General features: G+C 72.9%; 21 protein-coding genes, 4 tRNA genes and 1 other RNA gene. 11 read left to right on the forward strand and 15 right to left on the reverse strand.

The genetic code is table 11. The annotated features are described in order from the left end of the window. Positions 1-16: 16 nt before the first annotated feature. The 6 genes from ACIRNI_RS03345 to purS form a co-directional block, all read right to left on the reverse strand. Positions 17-823: a sterol carrier family protein gene (locus tag ACIRNI_RS03345; RefSeq protein WP_403547893.1), complete on the reverse strand. Its 807-nt coding sequence runs from the start codon at positions 821-823 to the stop codon at positions 17-19. Continuing rightward, positions 795-1655 (reverse strand): M23 family metallopeptidase, encoded by an 861-nt coding sequence (locus ACIRNI_RS03350; RefSeq protein WP_403547895.1) that lies wholly within the window; start codon positions 1653-1655, stop codon positions 795-797. Before ACIRNI_RS03350 ends, ACIRNI_RS03345 begins: the two co-directional genes overlap by 29 nt. 28 nt (positions 1656-1683) lie before the next feature. Then, the gene (locus tag ACIRNI_RS03355; protein WP_403547897.1) at positions 1684-2187 is read right to left on the reverse strand and encodes an ArsR/SmtB family transcription factor; all 504 of its coding nucleotides are present in this window, start codon (positions 2185-2187) and stop codon (positions 1684-1686) included. A gap of 176 nt (positions 2188-2363) precedes the next feature. After that, positions 2364-4613, reverse strand: a complete 2250-nt coding sequence (gene purL / locus ACIRNI_RS03360) for a phosphoribosylformylglycinamidine synthase subunit PurL (protein ID WP_403547898.1) — start codon at positions 4611-4613, stop codon at positions 2364-2366. Next, the gene (gene purQ / locus ACIRNI_RS03365; protein ID WP_403547900.1) at positions 4610-5293 is read right to left on the reverse strand and encodes a phosphoribosylformylglycinamidine synthase subunit PurQ; all 684 of its coding nucleotides are present in this window, start codon (positions 5291-5293) and stop codon (positions 4610-4612) included. Before purQ ends, purL begins: the two co-directional genes overlap by 4 nt. Continuing rightward, the gene (gene purS / locus ACIRNI_RS03370; RefSeq protein WP_215092426.1) at positions 5290-5535 is read right to left on the reverse strand and encodes a phosphoribosylformylglycinamidine synthase subunit PurS; all 246 of its coding nucleotides are present in this window, start codon (positions 5533-5535) and stop codon (positions 5290-5292) included. The genes purQ and purS overlap by 4 nt, the downstream gene beginning before the upstream one ends. A 334-nt stretch (positions 5536-5869) precedes the next feature. Here purS and ACIRNI_RS03375 point away from each other — a divergent pair, with 334 nt between their 5' ends. The 8 genes from ACIRNI_RS03375 to ACIRNI_RS03410 all read left to right on the forward strand — a co-directional run bounded on the left by ACIRNI_RS03375 (position 5870) and on the right by ACIRNI_RS03410 (position 10515). After that, the gene (locus tag ACIRNI_RS03375; protein WP_403547902.1) at positions 5870-6238 is read left to right on the forward strand and encodes an Lsr2 family protein; all 369 of its coding nucleotides are present in this window, start codon (positions 5870-5872) and stop codon (positions 6236-6238) included. A 102-nt stretch (positions 6239-6340) separates the two neighbouring features. After that, a tRNA-Gly gene (locus ACIRNI_RS03380) sits at positions 6341-6412 on the forward strand. Between the two features lie 117 nt (positions 6413-6529). Continuing rightward, positions 6530-6602 (forward strand) — tRNA-Gly (locus ACIRNI_RS03385). 139 nt (positions 6603-6741) lie between these two features. Further along, entirely contained in the window at positions 6742-7692 is a 951-nt protein-coding gene (locus ACIRNI_RS03390; protein ID WP_403547904.1) for an ABC transporter ATP-binding protein, read from the forward strand. 1 nt (position 7693) lies between these two features. Next, positions 7694-8458 (forward strand): ABC transporter permease, encoded by a 765-nt coding sequence (locus ACIRNI_RS03395; RefSeq protein ID WP_403547905.1) that lies wholly within the window; start codon positions 7694-7696, stop codon positions 8456-8458. 14 nt (positions 8459-8472) lie between these two features. Beyond that, positions 8473-9744: a sensor histidine kinase gene (locus ACIRNI_RS03400; RefSeq protein ID WP_403547907.1), complete on the forward strand. Its 1272-nt coding sequence runs from the start codon at positions 8473-8475 to the stop codon at positions 9742-9744. Between the two features lie 59 nt (positions 9745-9803). Next, the gene (locus tag ACIRNI_RS03405) at positions 9804-10418 is read left to right on the forward strand and encodes a response regulator (RefSeq protein ID WP_403547909.1); all 615 of its coding nucleotides are present in this window, start codon (positions 9804-9806) and stop codon (positions 10416-10418) included. Between the two features lie 21 nt (positions 10419-10439). Then, positions 10440-10515: transfer RNA gene (locus tag ACIRNI_RS03410), tRNA-Gly, on the forward strand. Between the two features lie 48 nt (positions 10516-10563). On the opposite strand, the gene ACIRNI_RS03415 is transcribed toward ACIRNI_RS03410, so the two are convergent. The 6 genes from ACIRNI_RS03415 to ffs all read right to left on the reverse strand — a co-directional run bounded on the left by ACIRNI_RS03415 (position 10564) and on the right by ffs (position 19059). Continuing rightward, a complete protein-coding gene (locus ACIRNI_RS03415; RefSeq protein ID WP_403547910.1) occupies positions 10564-11466 on the reverse strand; it encodes a phosphoribosylaminoimidazolesuccinocarboxamide synthase in 903 nt (300 codons plus the stop codon). 85 nt (positions 11467-11551) lie between these two features. Then, positions 11552-13015 (reverse strand): N,N-dimethylformamidase beta subunit family domain-containing protein, encoded by a 1464-nt coding sequence (locus ACIRNI_RS03420; protein ID WP_403547912.1) that lies wholly within the window; start codon positions 13013-13015, stop codon positions 11552-11554. 212 nt (positions 13016-13227) lie between these two features. Then, positions 13228-15087 (reverse strand): hypothetical protein, encoded by a 1860-nt coding sequence (locus ACIRNI_RS03425; RefSeq protein WP_403547914.1) that lies wholly within the window; start codon positions 15085-15087, stop codon positions 13228-13230. Positions 15088-15343: 256 nt separating this feature from the next. Beyond that, a complete protein-coding gene (gene purD, locus ACIRNI_RS03430; protein ID WP_403547916.1) occupies positions 15344-16606 on the reverse strand; it encodes a phosphoribosylamine--glycine ligase in 1263 nt (420 codons plus the stop codon). Positions 16607-16667: 61 nt separating this feature from the next. Then, a complete protein-coding gene (locus ACIRNI_RS03435; RefSeq protein WP_403547917.1) occupies positions 16668-18899 on the reverse strand; it encodes a DNA polymerase III subunit gamma and tau in 2232 nt (743 codons plus the stop codon). Between the two features lie 61 nt (positions 18900-18960). Then, positions 18961-19059, reverse strand: an RNA gene (ffs, locus tag ACIRNI_RS03440) — signal recognition particle sRNA small type. Positions 19060-19167: 108 nt separating this feature from the next. On the opposite strand from ffs, the gene ACIRNI_RS03445 reads away from it, so the two are divergent. Then, positions 19168-19255, forward strand: a tRNA-Ser gene (locus tag ACIRNI_RS03445). A gap of 66 nt (positions 19256-19321) precedes the next feature. Here the strand turns inward: ACIRNI_RS03445 and ACIRNI_RS03450 are convergent. Further along, the gene (locus tag ACIRNI_RS03450) at positions 19322-19477 is read right to left on the reverse strand and encodes a hypothetical protein (protein WP_403547919.1); all 156 of its coding nucleotides are present in this window, start codon (positions 19475-19477) and stop codon (positions 19322-19324) included. Between ACIRNI_RS03450 and ACIRNI_RS03455 the strand changes: the two genes are divergently transcribed. After that, complete coding sequence (locus ACIRNI_RS03455) at positions 19458-19724, forward strand: hypothetical protein (protein WP_403547921.1); 267 nt, start codon at positions 19458-19460, stop codon at positions 19722-19724. The genes ACIRNI_RS03450 and ACIRNI_RS03455 overlap by 20 nt on opposite strands. A gap of 91 nt (positions 19725-19815) precedes the next feature. Here the strand turns inward: ACIRNI_RS03455 and ACIRNI_RS03460 are convergent, their stop codons facing one another. Beyond that, the gene (locus ACIRNI_RS03460) at positions 19816-21111 is read right to left on the reverse strand and encodes a peptidase (protein WP_403547923.1); all 1296 of its coding nucleotides are present in this window, start codon (positions 21109-21111) and stop codon (positions 19816-19818) included. Positions 21112-21449: 338 nt separating this feature from the next. Here ACIRNI_RS03460 and ACIRNI_RS03465 point away from each other — a divergent pair, with 338 nt between their 5' ends. Continuing rightward, entirely contained in the window at positions 21450-21863 is a 414-nt protein-coding gene (locus tag ACIRNI_RS03465; RefSeq protein WP_403547924.1) for a YciI family protein, read from the forward strand. A gap of 10 nt (positions 21864-21873) precedes the next feature. Here the strand turns inward: ACIRNI_RS03465 and ACIRNI_RS03470 are convergent, their stop codons facing one another. Beyond that, positions 21874-23325 (reverse strand): DHA2 family efflux MFS transporter permease subunit, encoded by a 1452-nt coding sequence (locus tag ACIRNI_RS03470; protein ID WP_403547926.1) that lies wholly within the window; start codon positions 23323-23325, stop codon positions 21874-21876. Positions 23326-23342 lie beyond the last annotated feature (17 nt).

Below are 23342 nucleotides of genomic sequence, written 5' to 3' on the forward strand. Positions count from 1 at the left end.
CCGCCGGCGCCCCTGCTCAGCCCAGGAGCGGCAGCAGCGCCGCCAGGTCCGCGCGCTCGCCACTGGCCCGCACCTGGGCGGCCGAGAGGGCCTCCTGCCAGGTCGTACGGCCCGTGGCCAGGCGGATCCAGGTCAGCGGGTCGGTCTCCACGACGTTCGGCGGGGTGCCCCGGGTGTGCCGGGGACCCTCGACGCACTGCACCACCGCGTACGGAGGCACCCTCACCTCCACGGAGCCGCCCGGGGCCTTCACCGCGAGCGCGTCGGCGAGCAGCCGGGTGCAGGCGGCCAGGGCCTGGCGGTCGAACGGGACGGCGAGTCCGGTGGCGTCGTTGAGGTCGTCGGTGTGAACGACCAGCTCGACGGTGCGGGTGACCAGGAAGTCCGCGAGGCGCACCCCGCCGAACCGCGTCTCGATCAGCCGCTCGTCCGGGGCCGCCGCCAGCGCGTCCGCGAACTTCCGCCCGGCCTCCTCGTACAGCGCCGCGAGCCCGGCCGGGTCGACCGCCGCCGCCTCGGCGATCTCGCGCGCGGCCGCGTCGACGTCCTCGGCGTACTGCCGGGTGGCGGGCGCCCACTCCATCAGCTCCAGATCGCGGCTGGCGGGCTCGGGCGCCGCCACGCCCCGGATGATGGAGCCCAGCCCCATGCTGATGTGCGCGGCGAGCTCCCGTACGGTCCACTCCCCGAGCCGGGTCGGCAGGGCGAGCTGCTCGGGCGTGAGGGTGAGGACCGCGTCCCGGACGTGGCCGAACTGCGCGAGGACGGCGGCGCGGGTCTTGGCGGGGTCGTAACTACGGGTGCGCTTCTTGGCAGTTGGCATGGGCCGAGGTTAGTTCAGGGCCGACGGTGAAGACCTCGCCGTTTTTGGGCACGCCCACGCCCCGCCAGGTCCAGGGCACACCCCGCGCGGTGCGCGCGTCGGGACCGTCCATGAGCTGGAAGTGGAGGTGCGGCTCGGTGGAGTTGCCGGAGTTGCCGCAGCGGGCGAGCTCCTGCCCCGCGGTGACCCGGTCGCCCGCGCGGACCGCGAGCGAGCCGCGCCGCAGGTGCGCGTAGACCGCGTACGTACCGTCACCGAGGTCCAGCACCAGGTGGTTGCCCACGATGCGGCGGGCGCCGCCCAGGGAGCGGAACAGGCCCTCGACCACTATGAAGTACAGGAGCGCGGGCAGGGAGGTACGGCTCAGATGGTCGCGCTGGCCGTCCTCGGCGTGCACCACCGTCCCGTCCGCCACCGCGCGGAGCGGCGCCCCGAAGGCCGGGAAGTCGCGGTTGGCCCGGGCGACTGGCCACAGCCACGCGAACCCCGGGCGGGGTCGCTGCTCCGACTCGGCCACGATGTCGATGGCGTACGTCTGGCCCAGCTGGTGGGTGCCGTGGCTGGGCACCGTGTCGGCGGGGCTGTTCAGCGCGGTCCAGCTCCCGGTCACGGGCGGCTCGACCTCGACCGCCTCGCGGCCCTCGGCGGCGAGGCGGCCCGTCTCCGTGCGGTGCAGCGCGACCCGGAGGGCGATCGCCGCGACGGCCGGCAGCCAGCCCAGCCAGTAGTTGTACGGAAGCTCCACCCAGATCGACGCCAGCGCCTGGACGATGAAAGCGAGCCACAGCAGGCGCACGAGCGCCGCGGCCCCCCTGCGGGTGCGTACGGACATGGTTGTTCCCCCCGATGGTCGTGGTCGGTTACGGTCGCGCCGCGGCCAGCGCCACCAGCAGCGGCACCACGCGGCCCGCCGGGACCTCGTAGCGGCCGCGTCCGGCGGTGTGCAGCCAGCCGGCGCCGGTGAGCTGGCGCAGGTGGTGGTAGATCTGGCCGGTCGTGCCGATCTCCTCCAGGAGGGCCAGCTCGGCGGCGGTGCGCCGGCCCCCGACGATCTCGCGCAGCAGCCGGAGCCGTAGCGGATGGCCCAGCGCCGCGAAGGACTCGGCCGCCTCCGTCCAGTCCTCCCCCAGCTGGCGCTCGGTCAGGGCGCCGTCCTGCCACTCGTACTGCTCCCCCGTCGGCAGCCGTATGGCCCCGGTGAACAGCACCCCGCCATCGGGCGCGCCCGCCTCCGCGAGCTGCGCCTTGAGCCCCTCCAGGGCCCAGAAGTCGCTCTCTTGCGGCGGTCGCGGTGACGGCGGGTCGGTGCGCTCGAGGGCGGCGAGCCGCCGTTCGAGCGCGGTGAGGCGTTCCTCCAGCTCCATGCCGTCCATTGTTACGTAATTACGTAATCCCGTGCAAGAGCTTGGCGCGCGGGAATTTCCGTACGCGCGGACACCCGGACAAGACAAAGCCCCCGACCGGAACCCTCAGGGGTCCGGTCGGGGGCTTCGCGCGGACGCGGCGAACGTCAGGCCGGCAGGTTGGCAGACCGTCAGACTCAGGCCAGCAGACCCGGGATCGTCGCCTCGTGGGCCGTGCGGAGCTCACTCAGCGGGATGCTGAACTCGCCCTGGACGTCGACCTCTTCGCCGTCCACCACACCGATGCGGGTCGCGGGCAGCCCCCGCGCGCCGCACATGTCCGTGAAGCGGAGCTCCTCGCTGCGCGGGACGGCCACGACCGCACGGCCGGCCGACTCGCTGAACAGGAAGGTGAAGGCGTCCAAGCCGTCCGGGACGATCAGCCGCGCCCCCTTCCCGCCGCGCAGGCAGGACTCGACGACCGCCTGGATCAGGCCGCCGTCGGACAGGTCGTGCGCCGCGTCGATCATGCCGTCGCGGGAGGCCGAGATCAGGATCTCGCCCAGCAGCTTCTCGCGGTCCAGGTCCACCGCCGGCGGCAGACCGCCCAGGTGGCCGTGCACGACCTCGGACCACGCCGAGCCGCCGAACTCCTCACGCGTGTCGCCCAGCAGGTAGAGGAGCTGGCCCTCTTCCGCGAAGGCGATCGGCGTGCGGCGCGTGACGTCGTCGATCACGCCGAGCACCGCGACCACGGGCGTCGGGTGGATGGCCACGTCACCGGTCTGGTTGTAGAGGGAGACGTTGCCGCCCGTCACCGGCGTACCCAGCTGCAGGCAGCCGTCCGCCAGACCGCGCGTGGCCTCGGCGAACTGCCACATCACACCCGGGTCCTCCGGCGAACCGAAGTTCAGGCAGTCGGAGATGGCGAGCGGCTTGGCGCCCGAGGCGGCGACGTTGCGGTACGCCTCCGCCAGCGCCAGCTGCGCGCCCGTGTACGGGTCGAGCTTGGCGTACCGGCCGTTGCCGTCCGTGGCGATCGCGACGCCGAGGTTGGTCTCCTCGTCGATGCGGATCATGCCGGAGTCCTCGGGCTGCGCGAGGACGGTGTTGCCCTGCACGAAGCGGTCGTACTGGTCGGTGACCCACGCCTTGGAGGCCTGGTTCGGGTGCGCGACCAGCCGGAGGACCTGCTCGCGCAGCTCGTCGGCGGAGGACGGCCGGGGCAGCTTGTTCGCGTCGTCGGCCTGGAGGGCGTCCTGCCACTCGGGGCGCGCGTACGGCCGGTGGTAGACCGGGCCCTCGTGCGCGACCGTGCGCGGCGGCACGTCCACGATCTGCTCGCCGTGCCAGAAGATCTCCAGCCGTTCGCCGTCCGTCACCTCACCGATGACGGTGGCGATGACGTCCCACTTCTCGCAGATCTCCATGAAGCGGTCGACGTGCTGCGGCTCGACGATCGCGCACATGCGTTCCTGCGACTCGCTCATGAGGATCTCCTCGGGCGAGAGCGAGGAGTCGCGCAGCGGCACGGTGTCCAGCTCGACGCGCATGCCGCCGGTGCCGGCGGAGGCGAGCTCGCTGGTCGCGCAGGACAGGCCCGCGCCACCGAGGTCCTGGATGCCCGCGACGAGCTTCTCCTTGAAGATCTCAAGGGTGCACTCGATGAGGAGCTTCTCCTGGAACGGGTCGCCGACCTGGACCGCCGGGCGCTTCGTCGGCTTCGTGTCGTCGAAGGTCTCCGAGGCCAGCACGGACACGCCGCCGATGCCGTCGCCGCCCGTCCGGGCGCCGTACAGGATGACCTTGTTGCCGGGGCCGGACGCCTTCGCGAGGTGGATGTCCTCGTGCTTCATCACGCCGATGCAGCCGGCGTTGACCAGCGGGTTGCCCTGGTAGCAGGAGTCGAACACGACCTCGCCGCCGATGTTCGGCAGGCCCAGGCAGTTGCCGTAGCCGCCGATGCCCGCGACGACGCCCGGCAGGACGCGCTTGGTGTCGGGGTGGTCGGCCGCGCCGAAGCGCAGCGGGTCGACGACCGCCACCGGACGGGCGCCCATGGCGAGGATGTCACGGACGATGCCGCCGACGCCGGTGGCCGCGCCCTGGTAGGGCTCGATGTACGAGGGGTGGTTGTGCGACTCGACCTTGAAGGTCACCGCGTACCCCTGGCCGACGTCCACGACGCCGGCGTTCTCGCCGATGCCGACGAGCAGGGCGTCGTTCTCGGGGGCCTTCTCGCCGAACTGCTTCAGGTGGACCTTGCTGCTCTTGTACGAGCAGTGCTCGGACCACATGACGGAGTACATGGCGAGCTCGGCGCCGGTCGGCCGGCGCCCGAGGATCTCGCGGATGCGCTCGTACTCGTCCTGCTTCAGGCCGAGCTCGGCCCACGGCTGCTCGACGTCCGGCGTCTCGCCGGCGTGCTTGACGGTGTCGAGGGTCATGAGGCGCTGACCAACTTCTTGAGGATCGAGGTGAAGAAACCGAGGCCGTCGGTGCGGCCGGTGCCGACGAGCGGCTCCACGGCGTGCTCGGGATGCGGCATGAGGCCCACGACGTTCCCGGCGGCGTTGGTGATGCCGGCGATGTCGCGCAGCGAGCCGTTGGGGTTGCCGTCCAGGTAGCGGAAGGCGACCCGGCCCTCGGCCTCCAGCTCGTCGAGCACGCGCTCGTCGGCGACGTACCGGCCGTCGATGTTCTTGAGGGGGACGGAGATCTCCTGGCCCTCGGTGTAGTCGCTGGTCCAGGCCGTCCCGGCGTTCTCCACCCGCAGCTTCTGGTCGCGGCAGATGAAGTGCAGGTGGTTGTTGCGCAGCATCGCGCCCGGCAGCAGGTGCGACTCGGTGAGGATCTGGAAGCCGTTGCAGATTCCCAGGACCGGCATACCGGCCTTCGCCTGCTCGACGATCGTCTCCATCACCGGCGAGAACCGCGAGATGGCTCCGGCGCGCAGATAGTCGCCGTAACTGAAGCCGCCCGCGAGAACGACCGCGTCGACCTGCTTGAGGTCCTTGTCGCGGTGCCAGAGTGAAACGGGCTCGGCGCCCGCGAGCCGGGCGGCGCGCAGCGCGTCCCGGTCGTCGAGCGTGCCGGGGAAAGTGACGACTCCAATACGAGAGGTCACGACTCCACCTTTACGACGAAGTCCTCGATGACGGTGTTGGCGAGGAAGGTTTCGGCCATCTCGTGGATGCGGGCGAGGGCGGCGTCATCGACCGGCCCCTCCACTTCGAGCTCGAAGCGCTTTCCCTGGCGGACGTCGGCGATCCCGTCGAAACCGAGGCGGGGCAGTGCACGCTGCACCGCCTGTCCCTGCGGGTCGAGGATCTCCGGCTTGAGCATGACGTCGACTACGACGCGTGCCACTGGCACTCCCGGTGGTGTGTTGCGTGGGCGGTTCCCTCAGCGTACCTGTCTCCAAATTCTACGCGGGTAGAAGTCTGGAGGACCCTACAAGCGCGCCACTCCGGCACACCCCGCGACACCCTCACAACACCGACGCATCAGCGCGGAAAAATCCCGGAAAAGAAACGTCCACGACATTGCGGCCAACACGCTGATGCAATTGGCTGGGCTTCACAATGTGACACCTTTCGCTGTACAAAGGAAACCAGAGGAAAGCGGCATTGCCTCTCAACAGCCGTAAAGTCGGTATCGCCGCACGTCAGCGCGGCGATACCGCAGGAAAGGACCGATATCCGTGGCTCAGCGCGTAGTGGTCACGCTCTTCGACGACATCGACGGAGGCGAAGCGACGGAAACGGTCATGTTCGGCGTCGACGGTAAGACGTACGAGATCGACCTCAATGCAGCCAACGCAAAGAAACTGCGCAAGGCGCTCGCCCCGTACGTCGCGGCCGGCCGCAAGCACTCGGGCGGCGGCGGAGCCGGTGCGGGCGCGGGGGGCTCGGGCAAGGCGAGGGCCGCGCGCTCCGCCTCGTACACGCACACCTCCCTCGAACCCGACCCGGCGGCCGTACGCGCCTGGGCGCAGGCCCACAAGATGGACGTGCCGGCCCGGGGCCGGATCCCCAAGCGGGTGTACGAGGCCTTCCGCGAGGCCAGCTGAGGCCGCCCGACGATCTTCGACTTGCGCGACACCCCGGGTGATCCGCTAGAGTCTGGATCACGCCGAGGGGCGAGGCCGGAAAGGCCCCACCTCACGGAGCGTGCGGGTGTAGTTCAGTAGTAGAACATCCCCCTTCCAGGGGGAAGGCGCAGTGTGCGATTCCTGTCACCCGCTCTACATCACTTACCGACCTCTTTGGGGTCCCCCCAGCTCGAGACGGAGTCGAGAGCCAGGGGAAGGATCAGGTACAGTGGTGTTCGCACCGCCCGGTGAAAGCCGGTCGGGAGCACTGCGGACGTGGCTCAGTTGGTAGAGCATCACCTTGCCAAGGTGAGGGTCGCGAGTTCGAATCTCGTCGTCCGCTCAGACTACGAAGGCCCCGGTCATCACGACCGGGGCCTTCGGCGTATATCTGCCCGCGGCCCGGCCCGATGACATTTGTCATCGAGGACCGGTGACAGCGCGGCCTGACCGCGCGCGCCCGGCGGCGACAGCCTTGAGGCATGACCACCCACGTGATTGAGGCGGCGGACCTCCAACGCCGGTACACCGGCGGCTTCGAGGCTGTGAAGGGGATCACCTTCTCCGTGGCGCGCGGCGAGATCTTCGCCCTGCTCGGAACGAACGGCGCCGGCAAGACCTCCACCGTCGAGCTGCTGGAGGGCCTCGCCGCCCCGAGCGGCGGCCGGGTGCGGGTCCTCGGCCACGACCCGTACCGCGAACGGCCCGCCGTACGGCCCCGGATCGGCATGATGCTCCAGGAAGGCGGCTTCCCCTCCGACCTGACGGTCGCCGAGACCGTACGGATGTGGTCGGGCTGCACCAGCGGGGCCCGGCCCGCCGGGGAGGCGCTGGAGATGGTGGGCCTGTCCGCCCGCTCCCGCGTACGCGTCAAGCAGCTGTCGGGCGGTGAGCGGCGGCGGCTGGACCTGGCGCTGGCGCTGCTCGGGCGGCCCGAGGTGCTGTTCCTGGACGAGCCGACGACCGGGCTCGACGCCGAAGGGCGCCGCGACACCTGGGAGTTGGTACGGGCGCTGCGCGAGGACGGTACGACCGTGCTGCTGACCACGCACTACCTGGAGGAGGCGGAGACGCTGGCGGACCGGCTGGCGATCCTGCACCAGGGGCGGATCGTGACGGCCGGCACCCCGGCGGAGGTCACCGCCTCCCGCCCGGCCCGCATCCGCTTCGTCCTGCCCCACGGCGTGCCCGCCGGGCGGCTCCCGCTGTCCCTGCTCGCGGCCGCCGACGGGCGCCGCGTCGAGATCCGGACGCATTCCTTGCAGGACGCGCTCGGCGAACTGCTGCTGTGGGCGCGGGAGCACGACGTACGGCTGGAGGGACTGGACGCCCGGTCGGCCTCGCTCGAAGAGGCCTTCCTCGAGATCGCTTCCCAGAACGCCTCGCAGGACGCCTCACAGAGCGTCGCTTCCGCGGAAAAGGTAGGTGCGTGACATGACCACGATGACCGATCGCATGGGCGCGCTGGGCCGCGCCGAGCTGACCCTCCTCGTACGCAACCGGTACGCCCTCTTCGTCGCGCTCGGCATGCCGCTGCTCATGGTCGGCTTCATGCGCAGCTCGCTCGACCAGGTCGGCCTCGAGAAGACCGGCATGAGCGCGCTCGAAGCCTCCCTGAGCGGCGGCATCGTGATGGCGCTGCTGCTCGTCGTGTATCTCAACCTCGTCTCGGCGTACGTGGCGCGGCGCGAGGAGCTGGTGCTCAAGCGGCTGCGTACGGGCGAGGCGTCGGACCGGGAGATCCTCGCCGGGACCGCGCTGCCGGCGGCGGTGCTCGCGGTGGCGCAGTGCGCGCTGATGGTGGCGGCGGGGACGGCGTTCCTCGACGTACGGGCCCCGCAGCGGCCCGATCTGCTGGTGCTCGGCACGGTGTTGGGGGTGGTGCTGCTGACGGGGCTCGCGGCGGCGACGGCAGGGTTCACCCGGACCGTGGAGAGCGCGCAGATCACGACGATGCCGCTGTTCGTGGTGACGTCGATCGGGTCCGGGCTCTTCCTGCCGCTGGAGGTCTTCCCGGAGAAGGTGGCCTCGGTGTGCGAACTGCTGCCGCTTACCGGCGTGATGACGCTCGTACGCGCCGGGTGGCTGGGCGGCGGCGACGCGGGCGAGCTGGCCGGCGCGGCCGCCACCGCGCTGGTCTGGATCGCCGTCTCGGTGTTTGCTGTGCGGCGGTGGTTCCGCTGGGAGCCGCGTCGCTGAGGGGGCGAGGACATATGAAGCTGACGGGGTGGTGGAGCCGGCGCAGCAATCCGGAGAAGGTCGAGCTCTACACCCGTTGGTCGTACCACGCCTTCGCGGTGATCGAGGTCCTGTCGATCGGGCTTGGGGTGATGGGCGGGGCGCCGCGGCCGCTGGGCGGGTGGCTGTTCCTGCTGGTGTGCGGGCATTCCGCACTGGGCGGGGTGCTCGCCTCGCGGGCCTTCGACTGGACCGTGGGGCGGCGGGCGCGCCCGTACCGGCTGATGGTGGCGCACGGGGTGGCGTCGTGCCTGCTCGCCGCGGGTGGGTTGGCGCTGCGGCGGTTCGGCGCGCTGGACGACGTGGGGGCCACCGCGTATCTGGTGGTGGGAATGCTGGGCTTCGGCATCGGCGGCGTGGTGCTGGGCCTGACGAAGGTCCGGCACATGCTGTACCTGGTGCTGGCGGCCGCCGTCGGCGCCGGGCTCGTCGCGTCCGCGCTCGGGATGCCGCTCCCGGACGTCGTCGGCTTCTCGGTCGGGAGCGCGATCGGGGGACTGCTGCTGGCCTTCACCAGCGGCTTCTCGGGGTGGCTGCTGCGCGCGGTGTGGGAGCTCGACGCGGCGCGTGAGCTCCAGGCCCGGCTGGCGGTGGCGGAGGAGCGGCTGCGCTTTGGGCGGGACCTGCACGACGTGATGGGGCGCAACCTGGCGGTGATCGCGCTCAAGAGCGAGCTGGCGGTGCAGTTGGCGCGGCGGGGCGTGACCGAGCACGCGGTGGAGCAGATGGCGGAGGTCCAGCGGATCGCGCAGGACTCCCAGCGGGAGGTGCGGGACGTGGTGCGCGGCTACCGGGAGGCGGACCTGCACACCGAACTGGACGGCGCGCGGAGCGTGTTGGCGGCGGCCGGGATCGTGTGCCGGGTCGAGGCGGCGGACACGGCGCTTCCGGAGCTCCCGGTCCTTCCGGCGCGGGCGCAGTCGGCGCTGGCGTGGGTCGTACGGGAGGCCACGACGAACGTGCTGCGGCACGGGGACGCGCGCCACTGCACGGTGGTGGTGCGCGCGGAGGAGGGGTGCGCGGTGCTGGTGGTCGAGAACGACGGGGCGGGGACGGGGCCGGGGGCCATCCCGGGGGCCATCGCGGGAACCGGCTCGGCAGCCGGTTCGGGCCTGGCGGGGCTCCGGGAGCGGCTCGCGGCGCTGGACGGCACGCTGGACGCCGGCTGGGTGCGGGGCGGCCGGTTCCGGGTGACGGCCCGGGTCCCGGCGGTCGCGGGCGCCCCGGAGGAGGTGCCCTCACCGTGACAGGGACAGGTGCAGAGACAGGGACAGGTGCAGAGACAGGGACAGGGACAGGGACAGGGATGGGGTCGCCCGTGCGCGTGCTGCTCGCCGATGACGAGCACCTGATCCGGGGCGCGCTGGCCGCGCTGCTCGGGCTGGAGGACGATCTCGTGGTCGTCGCCGAGGCGGCCTCCGGTCCCGAGGCGCTCGCCATGGCGCTGGCCCACCGGCCCGACGTGGCGGTGCTGGACCTCCAGATGCCGGGCGCCGACGGTGTGAAGGTCGCCACATCACTGCGGACCGAGCTCCCGGCCTGCCGGACCATGATCGTGACGAGTCACGGCCGCCCGGGGCACCTGAAGCGGGCGCTCGCGGCGGGTGTGCGCGGCTTCGTGCCGAAGACCGTCAGCGCCCAGCGGCTCGCCGAGATCATCCGTACCGTCCACGCGGGAAACCGTTATGTGGACCCGGAATTGGCGGCCGACGCGATCTCCGCCGGGGACTCGCCGCTGACCGCGCGGGAGGCCGAGGTGCTGGAGCTCGCGGCGGACGGGGCGCCGGTCGCGGAGATCGCGGAGCGGGCGTCGCTGTCGCCGGGGACCGTACGGAACTACCTCTCCTCCGCCGCGTCGAAACTGGGTGCCGAGAACCGTCATACGGCGGTGCGTCTCGCACGCGAGCGAGGTTGGGTATAGTGGTTCCGCGCGACAGCGCATGCGGACGTAGCTCAGTTGGTAGAGCGCAACCTTGCCAAGGTTGAGGTCGCGAGTTCGAGCCTCGTCGTCCGCTCCAGTGAAACAGTGAAAGCCCCCGGCCGGTCGGCCGGGGGCTTTCGCGTGCTCACGCCCAGGTGGTGCCGGTCAGCCGCTCGTACGCCTCGACGTACTTGCCGCGCGTCGCCGCCACGACCTCCGCCGGAAGCGCGGGGGGCGGGCGCTCGCTCGTGCGGTCCCAGCCGGAGGCCGGGGAGGTCAGCCAGTCGCGTACGTACTGCTTGTCGTACGAGGGCTGGGCGTGGCCCGGCTCCCAGGTCTCGGCCGGCCAGAAGCGGGAGGAGTCCGGGGTCAGGACCTCGTCGGCGAGGACCAGGCCGCCGTTCGCGTCGTGGCCGAACTCGAACTTGGTGTCGGCGAGGATGATGCCCCGGTCGCGGGCGATGTCGCGGGCGCGGGAGTAGACGGCGAGCGTCGTCTGGCGCAGCTGGGCGGCGGTCTCCGCGCCGACCTGGCGGGCGACCTCCTCGTACGACACGTTCTCGTCGTGGTCACCGACGGCCGCCTTGGTGGCGGGCGTGAAGATCGGCGCGGGGAGCTCGGAACCGTCACTGAGGCCCTCGGGGAGCGCGAGGCCGCAGACCGTGCGGCTCTCGACGTACTCGGTGAGGCCCGAGCCGGTGAGGTAGCCGCGGGCCACGCACTCGACGGGGATCATGCGCAGCGAGGTACAGACCAGGGTGCGGCCGGCCCAGTCGGCGGGGGCGCCGGCGGGGAGCTCGGTCGACAGCACGTGGTTCGGGATCAGGTCGGCGAGCTGGTCGAACCACCACAGCGACAGCTGGGTGAGGACGCGGCCCTTGTCCGGGATCTCGGTGGGGAGCACCCAGTCGTACGCGGAGATGCGGTCGCTGGCGACCATGACGAGGTCGCCCGCCTCGTTCTGGTACAGGTCGCGCACCTTGCCGGTGTGCAGGTGCACCAGGCCCGGAACCTCGACTGGCTCGGGCTTTTCTACGAATCCGGACACGGTTCCTCCCCGTGGTTTGGTCCCAACGCTCCGATTGTCCCGCATGCGGAGGCGCCGGCCTCGGCCAGGGGGTTCAGGGGGCTGTTTAGTCCCGTTTGCAGATCCGGTCCAGGAGGTTGGCCGTGGCGCGCTGGACGCGGAGGTCGACATGACCCGGGCGGTCCAGGGCGGGTGACCAGGCGAAGGTGCCGGAGGCGAAGACGAGGGCGCCGGAGGGGGCGCGGTAGAGGGATGTCTCCTGGTGGCGCAGGGAGTCGTCCCTGTCGCGGTAGGGGGAGTGGGCGAGCAGGATGCGGCGCTGGTGCTCGGGAAGGGCGGTGCGCGGGAAGTAGCGGTCGGCCTCGCCGGCGACCAGGCCCGGCAGCTCGTCGCCCTCTCCGGCGCCGGTGGCCTCCCAGAGCCAGTGGTCGGCGTTGCGCACGACCATGGGGTGCGGCTCGGGGACGTGGCCCGCGTACTGGATGCCGAGGAGCTGCTGCTCGGGGCGGTCGACCTCGCGCCAGAGGGCCGGTTTGCCCGGGCCGCGGCGTTTTCGGCAGGTGAGGAGGCGGTCGGGGACTCCGGAGGGGGACGGGCCGAGCTCGACCTGCCAGTACATGGTGTTGGCGGAGAGGAAGACGAGCGAGGTGCCGTGGTCGCGGGCGGACTCGACGGTACGGCGCATGGGGACCGACCAGTACTCGTCGTGGCCCGGGAAGACCAGGCCGCGGTAGCGGGTCGGGTCGACGCGGCCGGCGTGCAGGTCGCGGGCGTCGGCGTAGGCGAGGTCGTAGCCGTACCGCTCGGCCCAGCGGATGAAGTCGTAGGCGTGGCCCACGTGGAGCGGGAGCCCGGCCCCGGCGTACGGGCGGTCGAAGGAGACCGTCGTCGCCGCGTCCTCCTCGCCGAGCAGGCGGCCGTCCTCGTCCCAGGCGTGGTAGAGGCTGGCGCCGGTGCGGCCGTCCTCGGGGTAGAGGTTGTAGGCCTGCCAGGTGATGTCGGGGAGGAGCAGGAGCAGGTCGGCGGGGTGCTGGTCGCGGACCGTGAAGGGGATGTGGGAGCGGTAGCGGCCGTCGACGGTGGTCAGGACGGCGACGTACGCGCCGACCGACCAGTACGACGGCACCTGGAGGCGCCAGGAGAGCCACCAGTGGTGGCAGGAGACCGTGCGGTCGGCGGTGAGCGGGTCGGGCTGGACGATGCCGGGCAGGCGCGGGCTGGTGATGATCTTCGAGGCGCCGTCCCCGGCGTAGTGCCCGATGCGATAGATGTCGACCGAGAACGGCTGGGGCGGGTCCACGGTGATGTGGAAGTCGATCGCCTCGCCGGGCGCCACGGCACCGGTGGAGGCGAAGCCCTTGATCTGGCGGTGTACGTCGTCGGCGGAGCGCGGTCCGCCGTGGCCGCCGCGCGCGAGGGCGGGGTCGGCGTACCAGGGAACGACCTGGCCGGTGTCCCCGATGTACTGCTCGCTGCCGCGCAGCCAGGGCAGCGGGCCCTGACCGAACGGATCGGTCACGGCGTGGGCGAGCGCTCCCGATTCCCACCGCCGAATCTGTTCCGCCCCCATGCTGCGCCCCTCCCTTGATTCCCCCGTGGTCCGATGATCGATTCGTGCACCGCTGGCGCGGTGGCTGTCAGTGCCGATCCCCAGCACATCACATACCGCACGCAGTCCGTCACCGTTCGTCGTTAATTGGCGGGAACGGAGCATGGCATTCCGGTCGTACGGGGGTGATCCGGGCGCCATCGGTGCTGTGGTGGGTGCCGTGGCCGCCGTCGTCAGGCGAGGCGGACGGGCTTTTCGGGGCGTACGCCGACGGCGGCGAGCCAGGCGCGCAGAGGCTCGGGGTCGGCGTCCTCGACGAGCGTGAGGACCGGCCCGGCGAGGTCGGCACGCCGCTTGCCGTCGACGAGCAGGGCGGGCCCGTCCAGCCAGTCGAGCCCGGGCGCGGCACCCGCCGTGTCGACGGCGGCGCAGCAGACCATGGCCGTGACGTGATCGACGAGCAGCTCACGCCCGCTGCGAGGCGGCTGGAGCGGGAACAGCGGCAGCTGTTCGCCGCCTGCCCCGGGCCAGCCGAGCGCGAGCTCGGCGGAGGCGGAGAGGGCGGGTGCGAGAGCGGGTGCGGCGGGCTCGGGGGCCACGACGGGTCCGGCGGGTCCGGGCTCCTCGGCGGGCCTGTCCGGCGCTTGTGCGCCGACGGGGGCCGCCGCGGCGCCGGAAGGGAGCGGGGAGTCGTCCGGTCCCGCAGCACCGGCGTGATCCGGCCACGCGGCTGCGGCGTCGGGCGCCGGGGGCTCCAGAGGCTCTTGGGGCGGCGCCTGAGGCGCGGTCTCCTCGGCGGTGAGGGCCGCGGTGATGGCCTCCGCCAGGGGATCGGCGGTCTGCGGGGCCGTCAGGTGGTCGAGGACGCGCGCCAGCGAGGGCTCGGTGGCACCGCGGCGGACGCCCAGGCCGTCCAGGGCGCGGTGCAGGCGGGCTGCCTCGGTGCGCCATTTCCGGTCGACGACCTCGTCCGGATACTGCTGCCAGTCCACCGGGGCCCAGTCGGGGCCCGGCACCGCCGGACCGCCGTGAAAGAGGCGGGCGGCGAGCAGCGAGGCGGCCTCGTCGACGAGCCCGGGCTCCTCCAGCAGGTCGCACGCGGGCCGCTCGCCCAGCCGGGAGGTGAACCCCTCCGCGAGCCGGTCGCGCCGGGACAGCTCGGTGAGCGCGGAGACCACGCCCGCGTCCAGCCGGCACGGCCAGCGGCCCATGCGCCAGGCGGGCAGCGCGACCCGCGTCAGCAGCCGGTCCCAGCCCGCGTACGCGAGCCCGACCTGCTCCTGGGCGACGATCCGCAGGCCGTAGTCCACCGCCTGTGCGCGCTCGGACGCGGCGGCCGCGACCCCGCGCTCCATCTCCGCGACATGCGCCTGGCAGCCCCGCAGCAGCAGCCGGGCGACCGCCCCCACGAACCGCGCCCCCGCCCTCCGTACCGGATCGAGCCCCGGCCGGGCCGCGACCGCGACGGCCGCGTCCAGGCCCCGTACGAAACGGCGCGCGGCGGCTATGTCGGGGTGGGCCGACGGCCCCGTACCGGCCACGACCGGCGCGAGCACCGCCCGCAGCTCGGCCACGCGCATCCACCACAGGAACGGCGAGCCGATGACGAGGACGGGGGCCGCGCCCGGGCGGTTGCCCTGACGGTTGCCCTGGCGGTGGGCGGTGGGTATGCCGTGCGCCCGGTGCGTGCGGTCCTCGAGCCAGCTGTCGCAGTCGGGGGTCAGCGCTATCGCCGACGGCACGGGCACGTCCAGCCGGGCGGCGAGGTCCTCGACCAGCCGGTACAGATCGGGCGCCGACTCCTCCGCGATCTCCACCGTCGGGCTCAGCGCGGGCCGGGCCCGGGCGATCACGGCGCCGACGGTCACGGCCGCGAGCAGCACGATCGCCGCGACGGCCGTCACTACCCACCGCACCGCGTCCCAGCCGCCGCCGGCCAGATGCCCGGTGGCGGCCCCGGACCACAGGACGACCGCGAGGGCCGCGGGCAGCAGCGCGACGGCCACGGCCCGGCCGCGCAGGCGCAGCACGGCGAGGGCACGGGCGCGTGCGGCCCGCGCACCCCGCTCCTCACCCATTCCGGCATCGGACATGGACATGGCCGTACGTCACCCCCTCCTGCCCTGCGGCGGACTGCCCTGCGGTGGCGTTGCTCATTCCCCCACTGTGGCACCCGCCACTGACATCGCAATGTCGGTGGGCCAAGTGCCGGAACGCCTGCGCGGCACCCTAGTTGGGGTGTCGGCAGGCGTCATCCGGATGGCCCCGCCGTCACTCGATGGAATGGCTTTGGGCAAAGGTGTGGACGGCTCGGGCCGTCCCGGGGTTCACTGCGCGGTTGCTCCCGGGCTACTGCCCGGCCGGGTGTTCGGCGGCCTTGCGTGCGATGTCCGTACGGTGCTGGGCGCCCTCCAGGCGGATGCGCCCGACCGCCGCGTACGCCCGCTCGCGCGCCTGCGCGAGGTCCTTGCCGGTCGCGGTGACCGACAGCACGCGCCCACCGGCGCTCACGACGGCGTCCCCGTCCCGCTTGGTCCCGGCGTGCAGGACGTACGCGTGCGGCGCGTCCTCGGCCGCGACCTCGTCCAGGCCCTCGATCACATCGCCGGTACGCGGCGTTCCGGGGTAGTTGTGCGCGGCGACGACCACGGTGACGGCGGCGTCGTCGCGCCAGTTCAGCGGCGGTTCGGTGTCGAGGGTGCCCTTGGCGGCGTTCAGCAGGACGCCCGCGAGCGGCGTCTTGAGGCGGGCGAGCACGACCTGCGTCTCGGGGTCGCCGAAGCGGGCGTTGAACTCGATGACCCGTACACCGCGCGAGGTGATGGCGAGCCCCGCGTACAGCAGCCCGCTGAAGGGCGTGCCGCGGCGGCGCAGCTCGTCGACGGTGGGCTGGAGGACGGTCGCCATGACGTCGTCGACCAGCTTGGGGTCGGCCCAGGGCAGCGGCGAGTACGCGCCCATGCCGCCGGTGTTCGGGCCCTCGTCGCCGTCGAGGGCGCGCTTGAAGTCCTGCGCCGGGGTGAGCGGCAGGACGGTGCGGCCGTCGGTGATCGCGAAGAGGGAGACCTCGGGGCCGTCGAGGTACTCCTCGATGACGACGCGGTCGCAGGAGAGCGCGTGCGCGCGGGCCTGCTCGATGTCGTCGGTCACGACGACGCCCTTGCCCGCCGCGAGGCCGTCGTCCTTGACGACGTACGGAGCGCCGAAGGCGTCGAGCGCCGCGTCGATCTCGTCGGGCGTGGTGCAGACGTACGAACGGGCCGTGGGCACACCCGCGGCGGCCATCACGTCCTTGGCGAACGCCTTGGAGCCCTCCAGCTCGGCGGCCTCCTTGGAGGGGCCGAAGCAGGGGATGCCGGCCGTCCGTACGGCGTCGGCGACGCCGGCGACGAGCGGCGCCTCCGGGCCGACGACGACCAGGTCGGCCGCCAGGCCGGTGGCGAGGCGGGCGACGGCGGCGCCGTCGAGGGCGTCCACCTGATGGAGCTCGGCGACCTCCGCGATTCCGGCGTTGCCGGGCGCGCAGTGCAGAGCGGTGACGTCGGGATCGAGGGAGAGGGAGCGGCACAGGGCGTGTTCGCGGGCGCCGCCGCCGATGACGAGGACCTTCACGCCAGCCAGGGTAGCCCGCGGGGGCGGGTGCCCCTTGTGCGGGATGCCGAGCCGCTCTCCCCTACTCGTTCGTATATTCCTCCACCACGGTGGCGCCGAGCTCGCGGACGATCAGCTCGTGGCCGGAGAGGGCCGAGTCGACGAGGTCGGGATCGTCGTCCTCCGGCATGTCGTCCTCGGGCGCGACCGACCGCGGCGCGGACGGGGGCGCGGCGGCCTGCTGCGGCGGGGGCGAGGAGGCCCGGCCCTGCGAGGCGGGCGCTCCGGTCCCCGCGGCCGGGGCCTGCGGCGACTGCTGTACGGGGCGGGGGGCCGAGGCCTGCGGGGCGGGCGCGGCGGGGCCCGGCGCCTGGGACGGGCGGCCGCCGTAGCCGCCGCCGGCGCCACCGCCGCTGCCGTACGCCGGCGGGGGCGCGGAGCCGCCCGACGGGTCGATGATCGCCTCGATCTTCCACTGGACGTGGAACTGCTCGGCGAGCGCCTGCTTGAGCACCTCCTCGCTGCCGCTGCTCGCGAAGTTGTCCCGGGCGCCGGCGTTGAGGAACCCGAGCTGGAGGGTGGTGCCGTCGAACCCGGCGACCTGGGCGTTCTGACTCAGGAGGATCCAGGTGAAGCGGCGGCGGTTCTTGACCGCTTCGAGGATGTCGGGCCACATGTTCCGCACCTGGGCGGCGCCCTGGGCCGTACCGACGGGCGCTGGAGCGGGAGCTCCTGGCGCGGGGGCGGGGGCGGCCGGGGCGGGGGCCTCGGGCTGCTGCTGGGCCGCCTGAGCGGTGGGCCAGCCGCCGGGGCGCCGGGCCTCGCCCTGCGAACCGGGCGCGGAGGCGGTCGGCCAGGCGCCGGGCCGCGAGCCGGACTCCCGGGAGCCGGGGGCCGCGGCGGAGGGCCAGGCGCCGGGGCGGGCCTCGGCGGGGGGCTGGGGCGCGGGGGCGTGCTCGGGCTCGACCGGCGCGGCGGGCGCGGGGGCATCCCCGCGTACCGCCGCGCGGGCAGCGGCCGGCCCGCCGCCCGGGGGGACGGAAGCGACCGGGGGTACGGGGGCGACCGGCGCGGCCTGCGCGTGGGCCTCGGGGCCGGGCACGTACCCCATGGCGGGTGCCGGTCCGCCCGGCTGGAAGGCGGTCGCGGGGACGACGGAGCCCCGCTCCAGCCGGTCGAGCCGGGCCATCATCGCGCGCTCGTCGCTGAACGCGGCGGGCAGCAGCACGCGCGCGCAGATCAGCTCCAGCTGCAGCCGCGGCGAGGTGGCGCCGCGCATCTCGGTCAGCCCGGTGTTGACGATGTCCGCCGCGCGGCTGAGCTCGGCAGCCCCGAAGACGGAGGCCTGCGCCTGCATGCGCTCGACCACGTCGGCGGGCCCGTCGATGAGCCCCTTCTCGGCGGCGTCCGGCACGGCGGCCAGGATCACCAGGTCGCGCAGCCGCTCCAGCAGGTCGGCGACGAACCGGCGGGGGTCGTTGCCACCCTCGATGACCCGGTCCACGATCTCGAACGCCGCCGCGCCGTCCCCGGACGCGAAGGCGTCCACGACCGCGTCGAGGAGCGAGGCGTCGGTGTAGCCGAGGAGGGCCGTCGCCATGGCATACGTCACACCCTCCTCGGTGGCCCCGGCCAGCAGCTGGTCCATGACGGACATCGAGTCACGCACCGACCCGGCCCCGGCCCGCACGACCAGCGGCAGGACGCCGTCCTCGACGGGAATCTGCTCCTTGCCGCACACCTCGGCGAGGTAGTCCCGCAGGGTGCCGGGCGGTACGAGCCGGAACGGATAGTGGTGCGTACGCGAGCGGATCGTCCCGATGACCTTCTCGGGCTCGGTCGTCGCGAAGATGAACTTGAGGTGCTCCGGAGGCTCCTCGACCACCTTCAGCAGGGCGTTGAAGCCCGCCGGGGTGACCATGTGGGCCTCGTCGATGATGTAGATCTTGTACCGGCTGCTCGCAGGGCCGAAGAAGGCCTTTTCCCGCAGGTCACGGGCGTCGTCCACGCCACCGTGCGAGGCGGCGTCGATCTCGATGACGTCGATCGACCCCGGCCCGTTCCGCGCGAGGTCCCGGCAGGACTGGCACTCGCCGCAGGGCATGGGCGTGGGCCCCTGCTCGCAGTTCAGACACCGGGCGAGGATGCGCGCACTGGTGGTCTTGCCACATCCCCGCGGCCCGCTGAACAGGTACGCGTGATTGACCCGGTTGTTCCGCAGGGCCTGCTGCAGCGGGTCAGTGACATGCTCCTGCCCGATGACCTCGGCGAAACTCTCGGGACGGTAGCGGCGGTACAGCGCAAGGGACGACACCCTTACGACGATATCGGGCCCCACCGACAACCGACCCGCCCCGCGAAGGCGAGGAACCGCACACGCAAGCGCCCCCCACGCACCCGCCAGAGCCGACCTACCCTTGCTGCCTTCCGGCCCTGGGGGAGTTCAGTCAGATAGCGCCACGTGAGGGGCTGCGCCCAGCGTACCCGATCCCACGGGCCCGCGGTCCACCCCGGGCGCCTCTCCGAGAGGGCCTCGGGATCGGGTTCGCGAGCACTCCTCAACGTCTTGTATTGTTTGCGGCGGAGGATTCGCCTAGAGGCCTAGGGCGCACGCTTGGAAAGCGTGTTGGGGGCAACCCCTCACGAGTTCGAATCTCGTATCCTCCGCCAGTGCCTCACCGGGCACGATGTCGAAGGGCCCCACCGTTCGCGGTGGGGCCCTTCGACGTTGTCCGCTCAGATCCCGGTGACGGCCAGGGCCGCCAGGGCCAGCGCGGAGGCGCCGAAGACGGTGACGTGGCGGACGGTCTGGAGCGTCCAGGTCCAGGCGGGGAAGCCGGCCTCGGCGGCCTTGAGCAGGGCCGGGACGTCGATGCGCGCCGACGTACGCACTCGGCAGCGCCCTCGCCGAGTCCGCGCCACCACACTGATCAAGCGCCTCACCCGTACCGGCAAGAACCCGGAGGAGGTCCTCCGGGACGCCGAGGCCAAGGCCGGCGAGGGCGCCGCGGGCTTCCCCCGTCTGCGGGCCTGCCTCGACACCCCGGCGGCCGCGGACAACGCCGCGCCCGACGGCACCTTCGTCCGCGGGCTGGAAGCGCTCCTCGACGGGCTCGCGGCCCGGCTGGAAACCGCGTGAGCGCCACGGCAAAAGACCGGCGGGGGGCCGGAGAGATCCGGCCCCCCGCCGGGGGGGTTCAGCTGGTACGCGTGCGGCTTGGCGTCAGCCGTCAGCCGTTCGCGTCGGCCTTGCGGCGGCGGACGATGATCATCGCGCCCGCGCCCAGGGCCACCGCGACGCCGCCCGCGAGGGCGATCTGCGGCACGGCCGAGGAGGAGCCGGTCGCGGCGAGGCTGCCCGTGGTGGCGTTCACCGGCTGGGTGGACGTCACACCCTGCGGCGTCGTGGCCGGGGTGCGCGGGGTGGTGCCGCCGGGCTTGGCGTCGTCGACCTTGCCCGGCTTCGTGCCCGCGGGGGCGATCGTGAAGGGGTACTCCTCGAGCTCCGGGGTGAACCCGCAGGTGTCGTCGTTGTAGTAGTCGCCGGCGGCCAGGGCGATGCCGTCACCGGCCGGGGCCTTGGCGTCGACGGTCAGGCGCAGCTTGATGTCGGCGTGGGCGCCGGCCTTCAGCGGGCTGATGGTGTCGAGGACGTCGAAGCCGTCGACGGTCTTCCACGCGGGGGACGTGGCGGAGGACCACTGCAGCCGCAGCAGGTCGTCGATCGACTCGAAGTCGGCCTTGTCCGTGGCGTGGACGCCGAGGAGCGGGTCCACCTCGTCCATCGTCTTGTCGGTGCCGTTGGTGACGCGCAGGGTGAAGTTCACCGTCGTACCGGCGACGACCTTGGACGGCAGACCGGTCACCACGGTGGTCAGCTTCGGCTCGGGGACGCAGTCGCCCAGGTCCTCGTCGTCACCCTCGTCGCCCTCGTCGCCCTCCTCCGCCTTGGCGTCGGCGAGCGCCTTGTCGGCGGCCTCCTTCGCCTTCAGGGCGTCGGCGGTGGCCTTCTGGGCCTGGCCGTAGGCGCGGAAGGCGGCGACGTGGGCGTCGCTCTCCGCCTTGCCGGCGTCCGCGGCCTTGGTGTCGGCGGCCGTCTTGGCCTCGGCGGCGGCCTTGGCCGCGGCCTCGGCGTCGTCGACGGCCTTCTGTGCGGCGGCCTTCTCCTCGTCCGTGGCGTCCGCGGGCAGCGCCTGCTGCTTGGCCTTCGCGGCGGCGAGCGCCTCGTCGGCGGCGGTCTGCGCGGCAGCGGCGTCCGCCGCCTCCTTCGCGGCGGCCTTGGCGGCGACGGTGTGCGGGGCGGTGTCGGACAGCGCCGCCTCCAGGGCGGCGTAGGCGGCCTTCTCCGCGACGACAGCGGCGTCGTACGCCTTCCGCGCCTCGGCGGCGGCCTTCTCCAGCTCCTTGATGGAAGCGTTGGAGGGCTTCGCAGCCTGGGCGGCCTTGGAGTCCTGGGGCTGCGACGCCGTCGGCTTGGTGTCGGCGTACGCGGGGGTGACGGACAGCATCACGACGGGCGTCGTCACGGCAGCGGCGACGGCCGTTGCGAGAATGCGTCGGATCTTCACTAGAGCCCTTTTCTGGGTCCGAAAGAGTGGGAGCGGCCACGGCGGGGTGGAGCTCACGCAACGCGGCCGACGATGGGGTGATCGTATGACCGCGATAAAGGCGCGGGAAGCTCAATTCCCTGGGGATGTACGGCCGGACGCGCCGCCGTCGACAGACAGAGAAGGACAACAGGGGCAGTTGCCCACAGTTTCTGCAAATTCTCTGTGACTCATGTCACAAAGTGCGCTCGCCGGAGCCGGGCTTCCCTGTGAGAGTGGCCCTGAGGGGGGCGGCACCGCATCCGAGGAGCGACGACATGAAGTACCTGGTCATGGTGCAGGGCTCGCAGGCCGACTACGACGCGATGAACGGCAAGGCCTCCGAGCGGTATCCCGCCTGGACCGAGGACGACGTGCAGGCGATGTTCGCCTTCATGGAGAAGATCAACGAAGGTCTCGTCCGCTCGGGCGAGATGCTGGACGGCCACGGCCTGGCCGAGCCCGCCCGCACCCGCTTCGTCACGGCGGGCGAAGACGGGCGGCCGGTGGTCGCCGACGCCCCGTACGACCGGACCGAGACGCTGATCGCCGGCTACTGGGTGCTCGACTGCGACAGCCTCGACCGCGTCACCGAGATCGCCGCGCGCATCGCGCAGTGCCCGGTGCCCGAGGGCTCGCCCGACTATCCGGTGGTCATCCGGCCCATCCTGGAGAGCGGCCGCGACATCTGAGCCCCGCGCGTCAGTGCGCGTGCACGCCCGTCATCCGCGGTTTCGCACGCGGTACGAGGACGAGGGCGACGGCCGCGCTCGCCGCGCCCACCGCCGCGCAGACGGCGAACGCGGTGGCGAAGCCTCCCGCCGCACCGCTCACCGCACCACCCGCCGTACCGCTCACCGCACCGCCCCCGATACCCGCCGCCGCGACGGTCGACAGCACCGCGACGCCGACCGAACCGCCCACCTCGTGGAAGGTGTTGACGACGCCCGACGCCAGCCCGGCCTCGTGAGGGGCCGTCAGCGCGAGTGCCGTGGCCGTGGCGGTGACGAAGACGGCCCCGATGCCGAACGACGCGACGACCAGCCCCGGCAGCAGCCCCGCGTACACGCTCGGACGGTCGCCGAGCCAGGTCAGCGGTACACACCCGGCGGCGGCGACCAGCAGCCCGGCGACCGCCGTCGGCCTGCTGCCGAGCCGCCCCACCAGCCGCGACCCGAGGTGCGCGCCCAGCCCGGTGGCGAGGGCGACCGGCAGGAAGACGAGCCCGGTGCGCAGGGCGCTGAAGCCCCGCACGTGCTGGAGGTAGACCGAGCCGAGGAAGAAGAACCCGATCAGCAGCGCGGTCGCGACCAGCATCAGGAACGCGCCCGCGACCACCGGGCGCCGCCCGAACATCCGCAGGTCCATCAGCGGCGCCCGGCTCGCCCGCTCGACCGCGGCGAACGCCCCGTACAGCACGAGCGCCCCGAGCAGCGGCACCAGCGTGGCGGCCGCGCCCCAGCCGGAGTCGCCCGCCTCGACCAGGCCGTAGATCAGGGCGCCGGTACCGGCGGTGACGAGCAGGGCGCCCGGCACGTCCACCCGCGCGGGCCGGGCCGGGCGCGGCGGTACGACGGCGGGCAGCGTCACCAGCAGCGCGAGGCCGACCGGGACGTTGACGTAGAAGACCCACGGCCAGCCCGGCCCGTCCGTCAGGGCGCCGCCGAGCAGCACCCCGGCGGCGGAGCCGGTGCCGCCGATCGCCGCCCACACGCCGAGCGCCTTGTTCCGCTCGGCGCCGTGGAAGGCGGTGGTGACGAGGGACAGCGCGGCGGGCGAGAGCACGGCCGCGCCGACGCCCTGCGCGACGCGCCCGCCGATCAGCGTCGCCGCGCTCTCCGCGAGCCCGGTGACCAGCGACGCGGCGGTGAAGAGCGCCAGCCCGGCGAGGAGCGTGCGGCGGGCGCCGAGCACGTCGGCGAGTCGGCCGCCGAGCAGCATGAGGCCGCCGAAGCACAGCGTGTACGCGGTGACGACCCAGGTCAGGGTCGTACGGTCCAGGCGCAGGTCGGCGGCCATGTCGGGGAGGGCGACGTTCACGACGGTGACGTCGAGGATCAGCATGAACTGCGCGAGGCAGATCAGCGCGAGGGCGGCCCAGCGGCGGGGGTGGGGCGGCGCGGCGGTGGGTGAAGGGGAGCAGGCATGCGTCATGAACTGAACTGTACGAC

Source organism: Streptomyces sp. NPDC093546, from assembly GCF_044765045.1.
GTDB lineage: Bacteria > Actinomycetota > Actinomycetes > Streptomycetales > Streptomycetaceae > Streptomyces.

Coding starts and splice junctions, on each gene's coding strand:
- ACIRNI_RS03425 (WP_403547914.1), bottom strand. CDS start 15,087: ATGTCCGATGCCGGAATGGGTGAGGAGCGGGGTGCGCGGGCCGCACGC.
- ACIRNI_RS03390 (WP_403547904.1), top strand. CDS start 6,742: ATGACCACCCACGTGATTGAGGCGGCGGACCTCCAACGCCGGTACACC.
- ACIRNI_RS03345 (WP_403547893.1), bottom strand. CDS start 823: ATGCCAACTGCCAAGAAGCGCACCCGTAGTTACGACCCCGCCAAGACC.
- ACIRNI_RS03395 (WP_403547905.1), top strand. CDS start 7,694: ATGACCACGATGACCGATCGCATGGGCGCGCTGGGCCGCGCCGAGCTG.
- ACIRNI_RS03400 (WP_403547907.1), top strand. CDS start 8,473: ATGAAGCTGACGGGGTGGTGGAGCCGGCGCAGCAATCCGGAGAAGGTC.
- ACIRNI_RS03455 (WP_403547921.1), top strand. CDS start 19,458: ATGCGCGCCGACGTACGCACTCGGCAGCGCCCTCGCCGAGTCCGCGCC.
- ACIRNI_RS03350 (WP_403547895.1), bottom strand. CDS start 1,655: ATGTCCGTACGCACCCGCAGGGGGGCCGCGGCGCTCGTGCGCCTGCTG.
- ACIRNI_RS03465 (WP_403547924.1), top strand. CDS start 21,450: ATGAAGTACCTGGTCATGGTGCAGGGCTCGCAGGCCGACTACGACGCG.
- ACIRNI_RS03470 (WP_403547926.1), bottom strand. CDS start 23,325: ATGACGCATGCCTGCTCCCCTTCACCCACCGCCGCGCCGCCCCACCCC.
- purL (WP_403547898.1), bottom strand. CDS start 4,613: ATGACCCTCGACACCGTCAAGCACGCCGGCGAGACGCCGGACGTCGAG.
- ACIRNI_RS03405 (WP_403547909.1), top strand. CDS start 9,804: ATGGGGTCGCCCGTGCGCGTGCTGCTCGCCGATGACGAGCACCTGATC.
- ACIRNI_RS03420 (WP_403547912.1), bottom strand. CDS start 13,015: ATGGGGGCGGAACAGATTCGGCGGTGGGAATCGGGAGCGCTCGCCCAC.
- ACIRNI_RS03355 (WP_403547897.1), bottom strand. CDS start 2,187: ATGGAGCTGGAGGAACGCCTCACCGCGCTCGAACGGCGGCTCGCCGCC.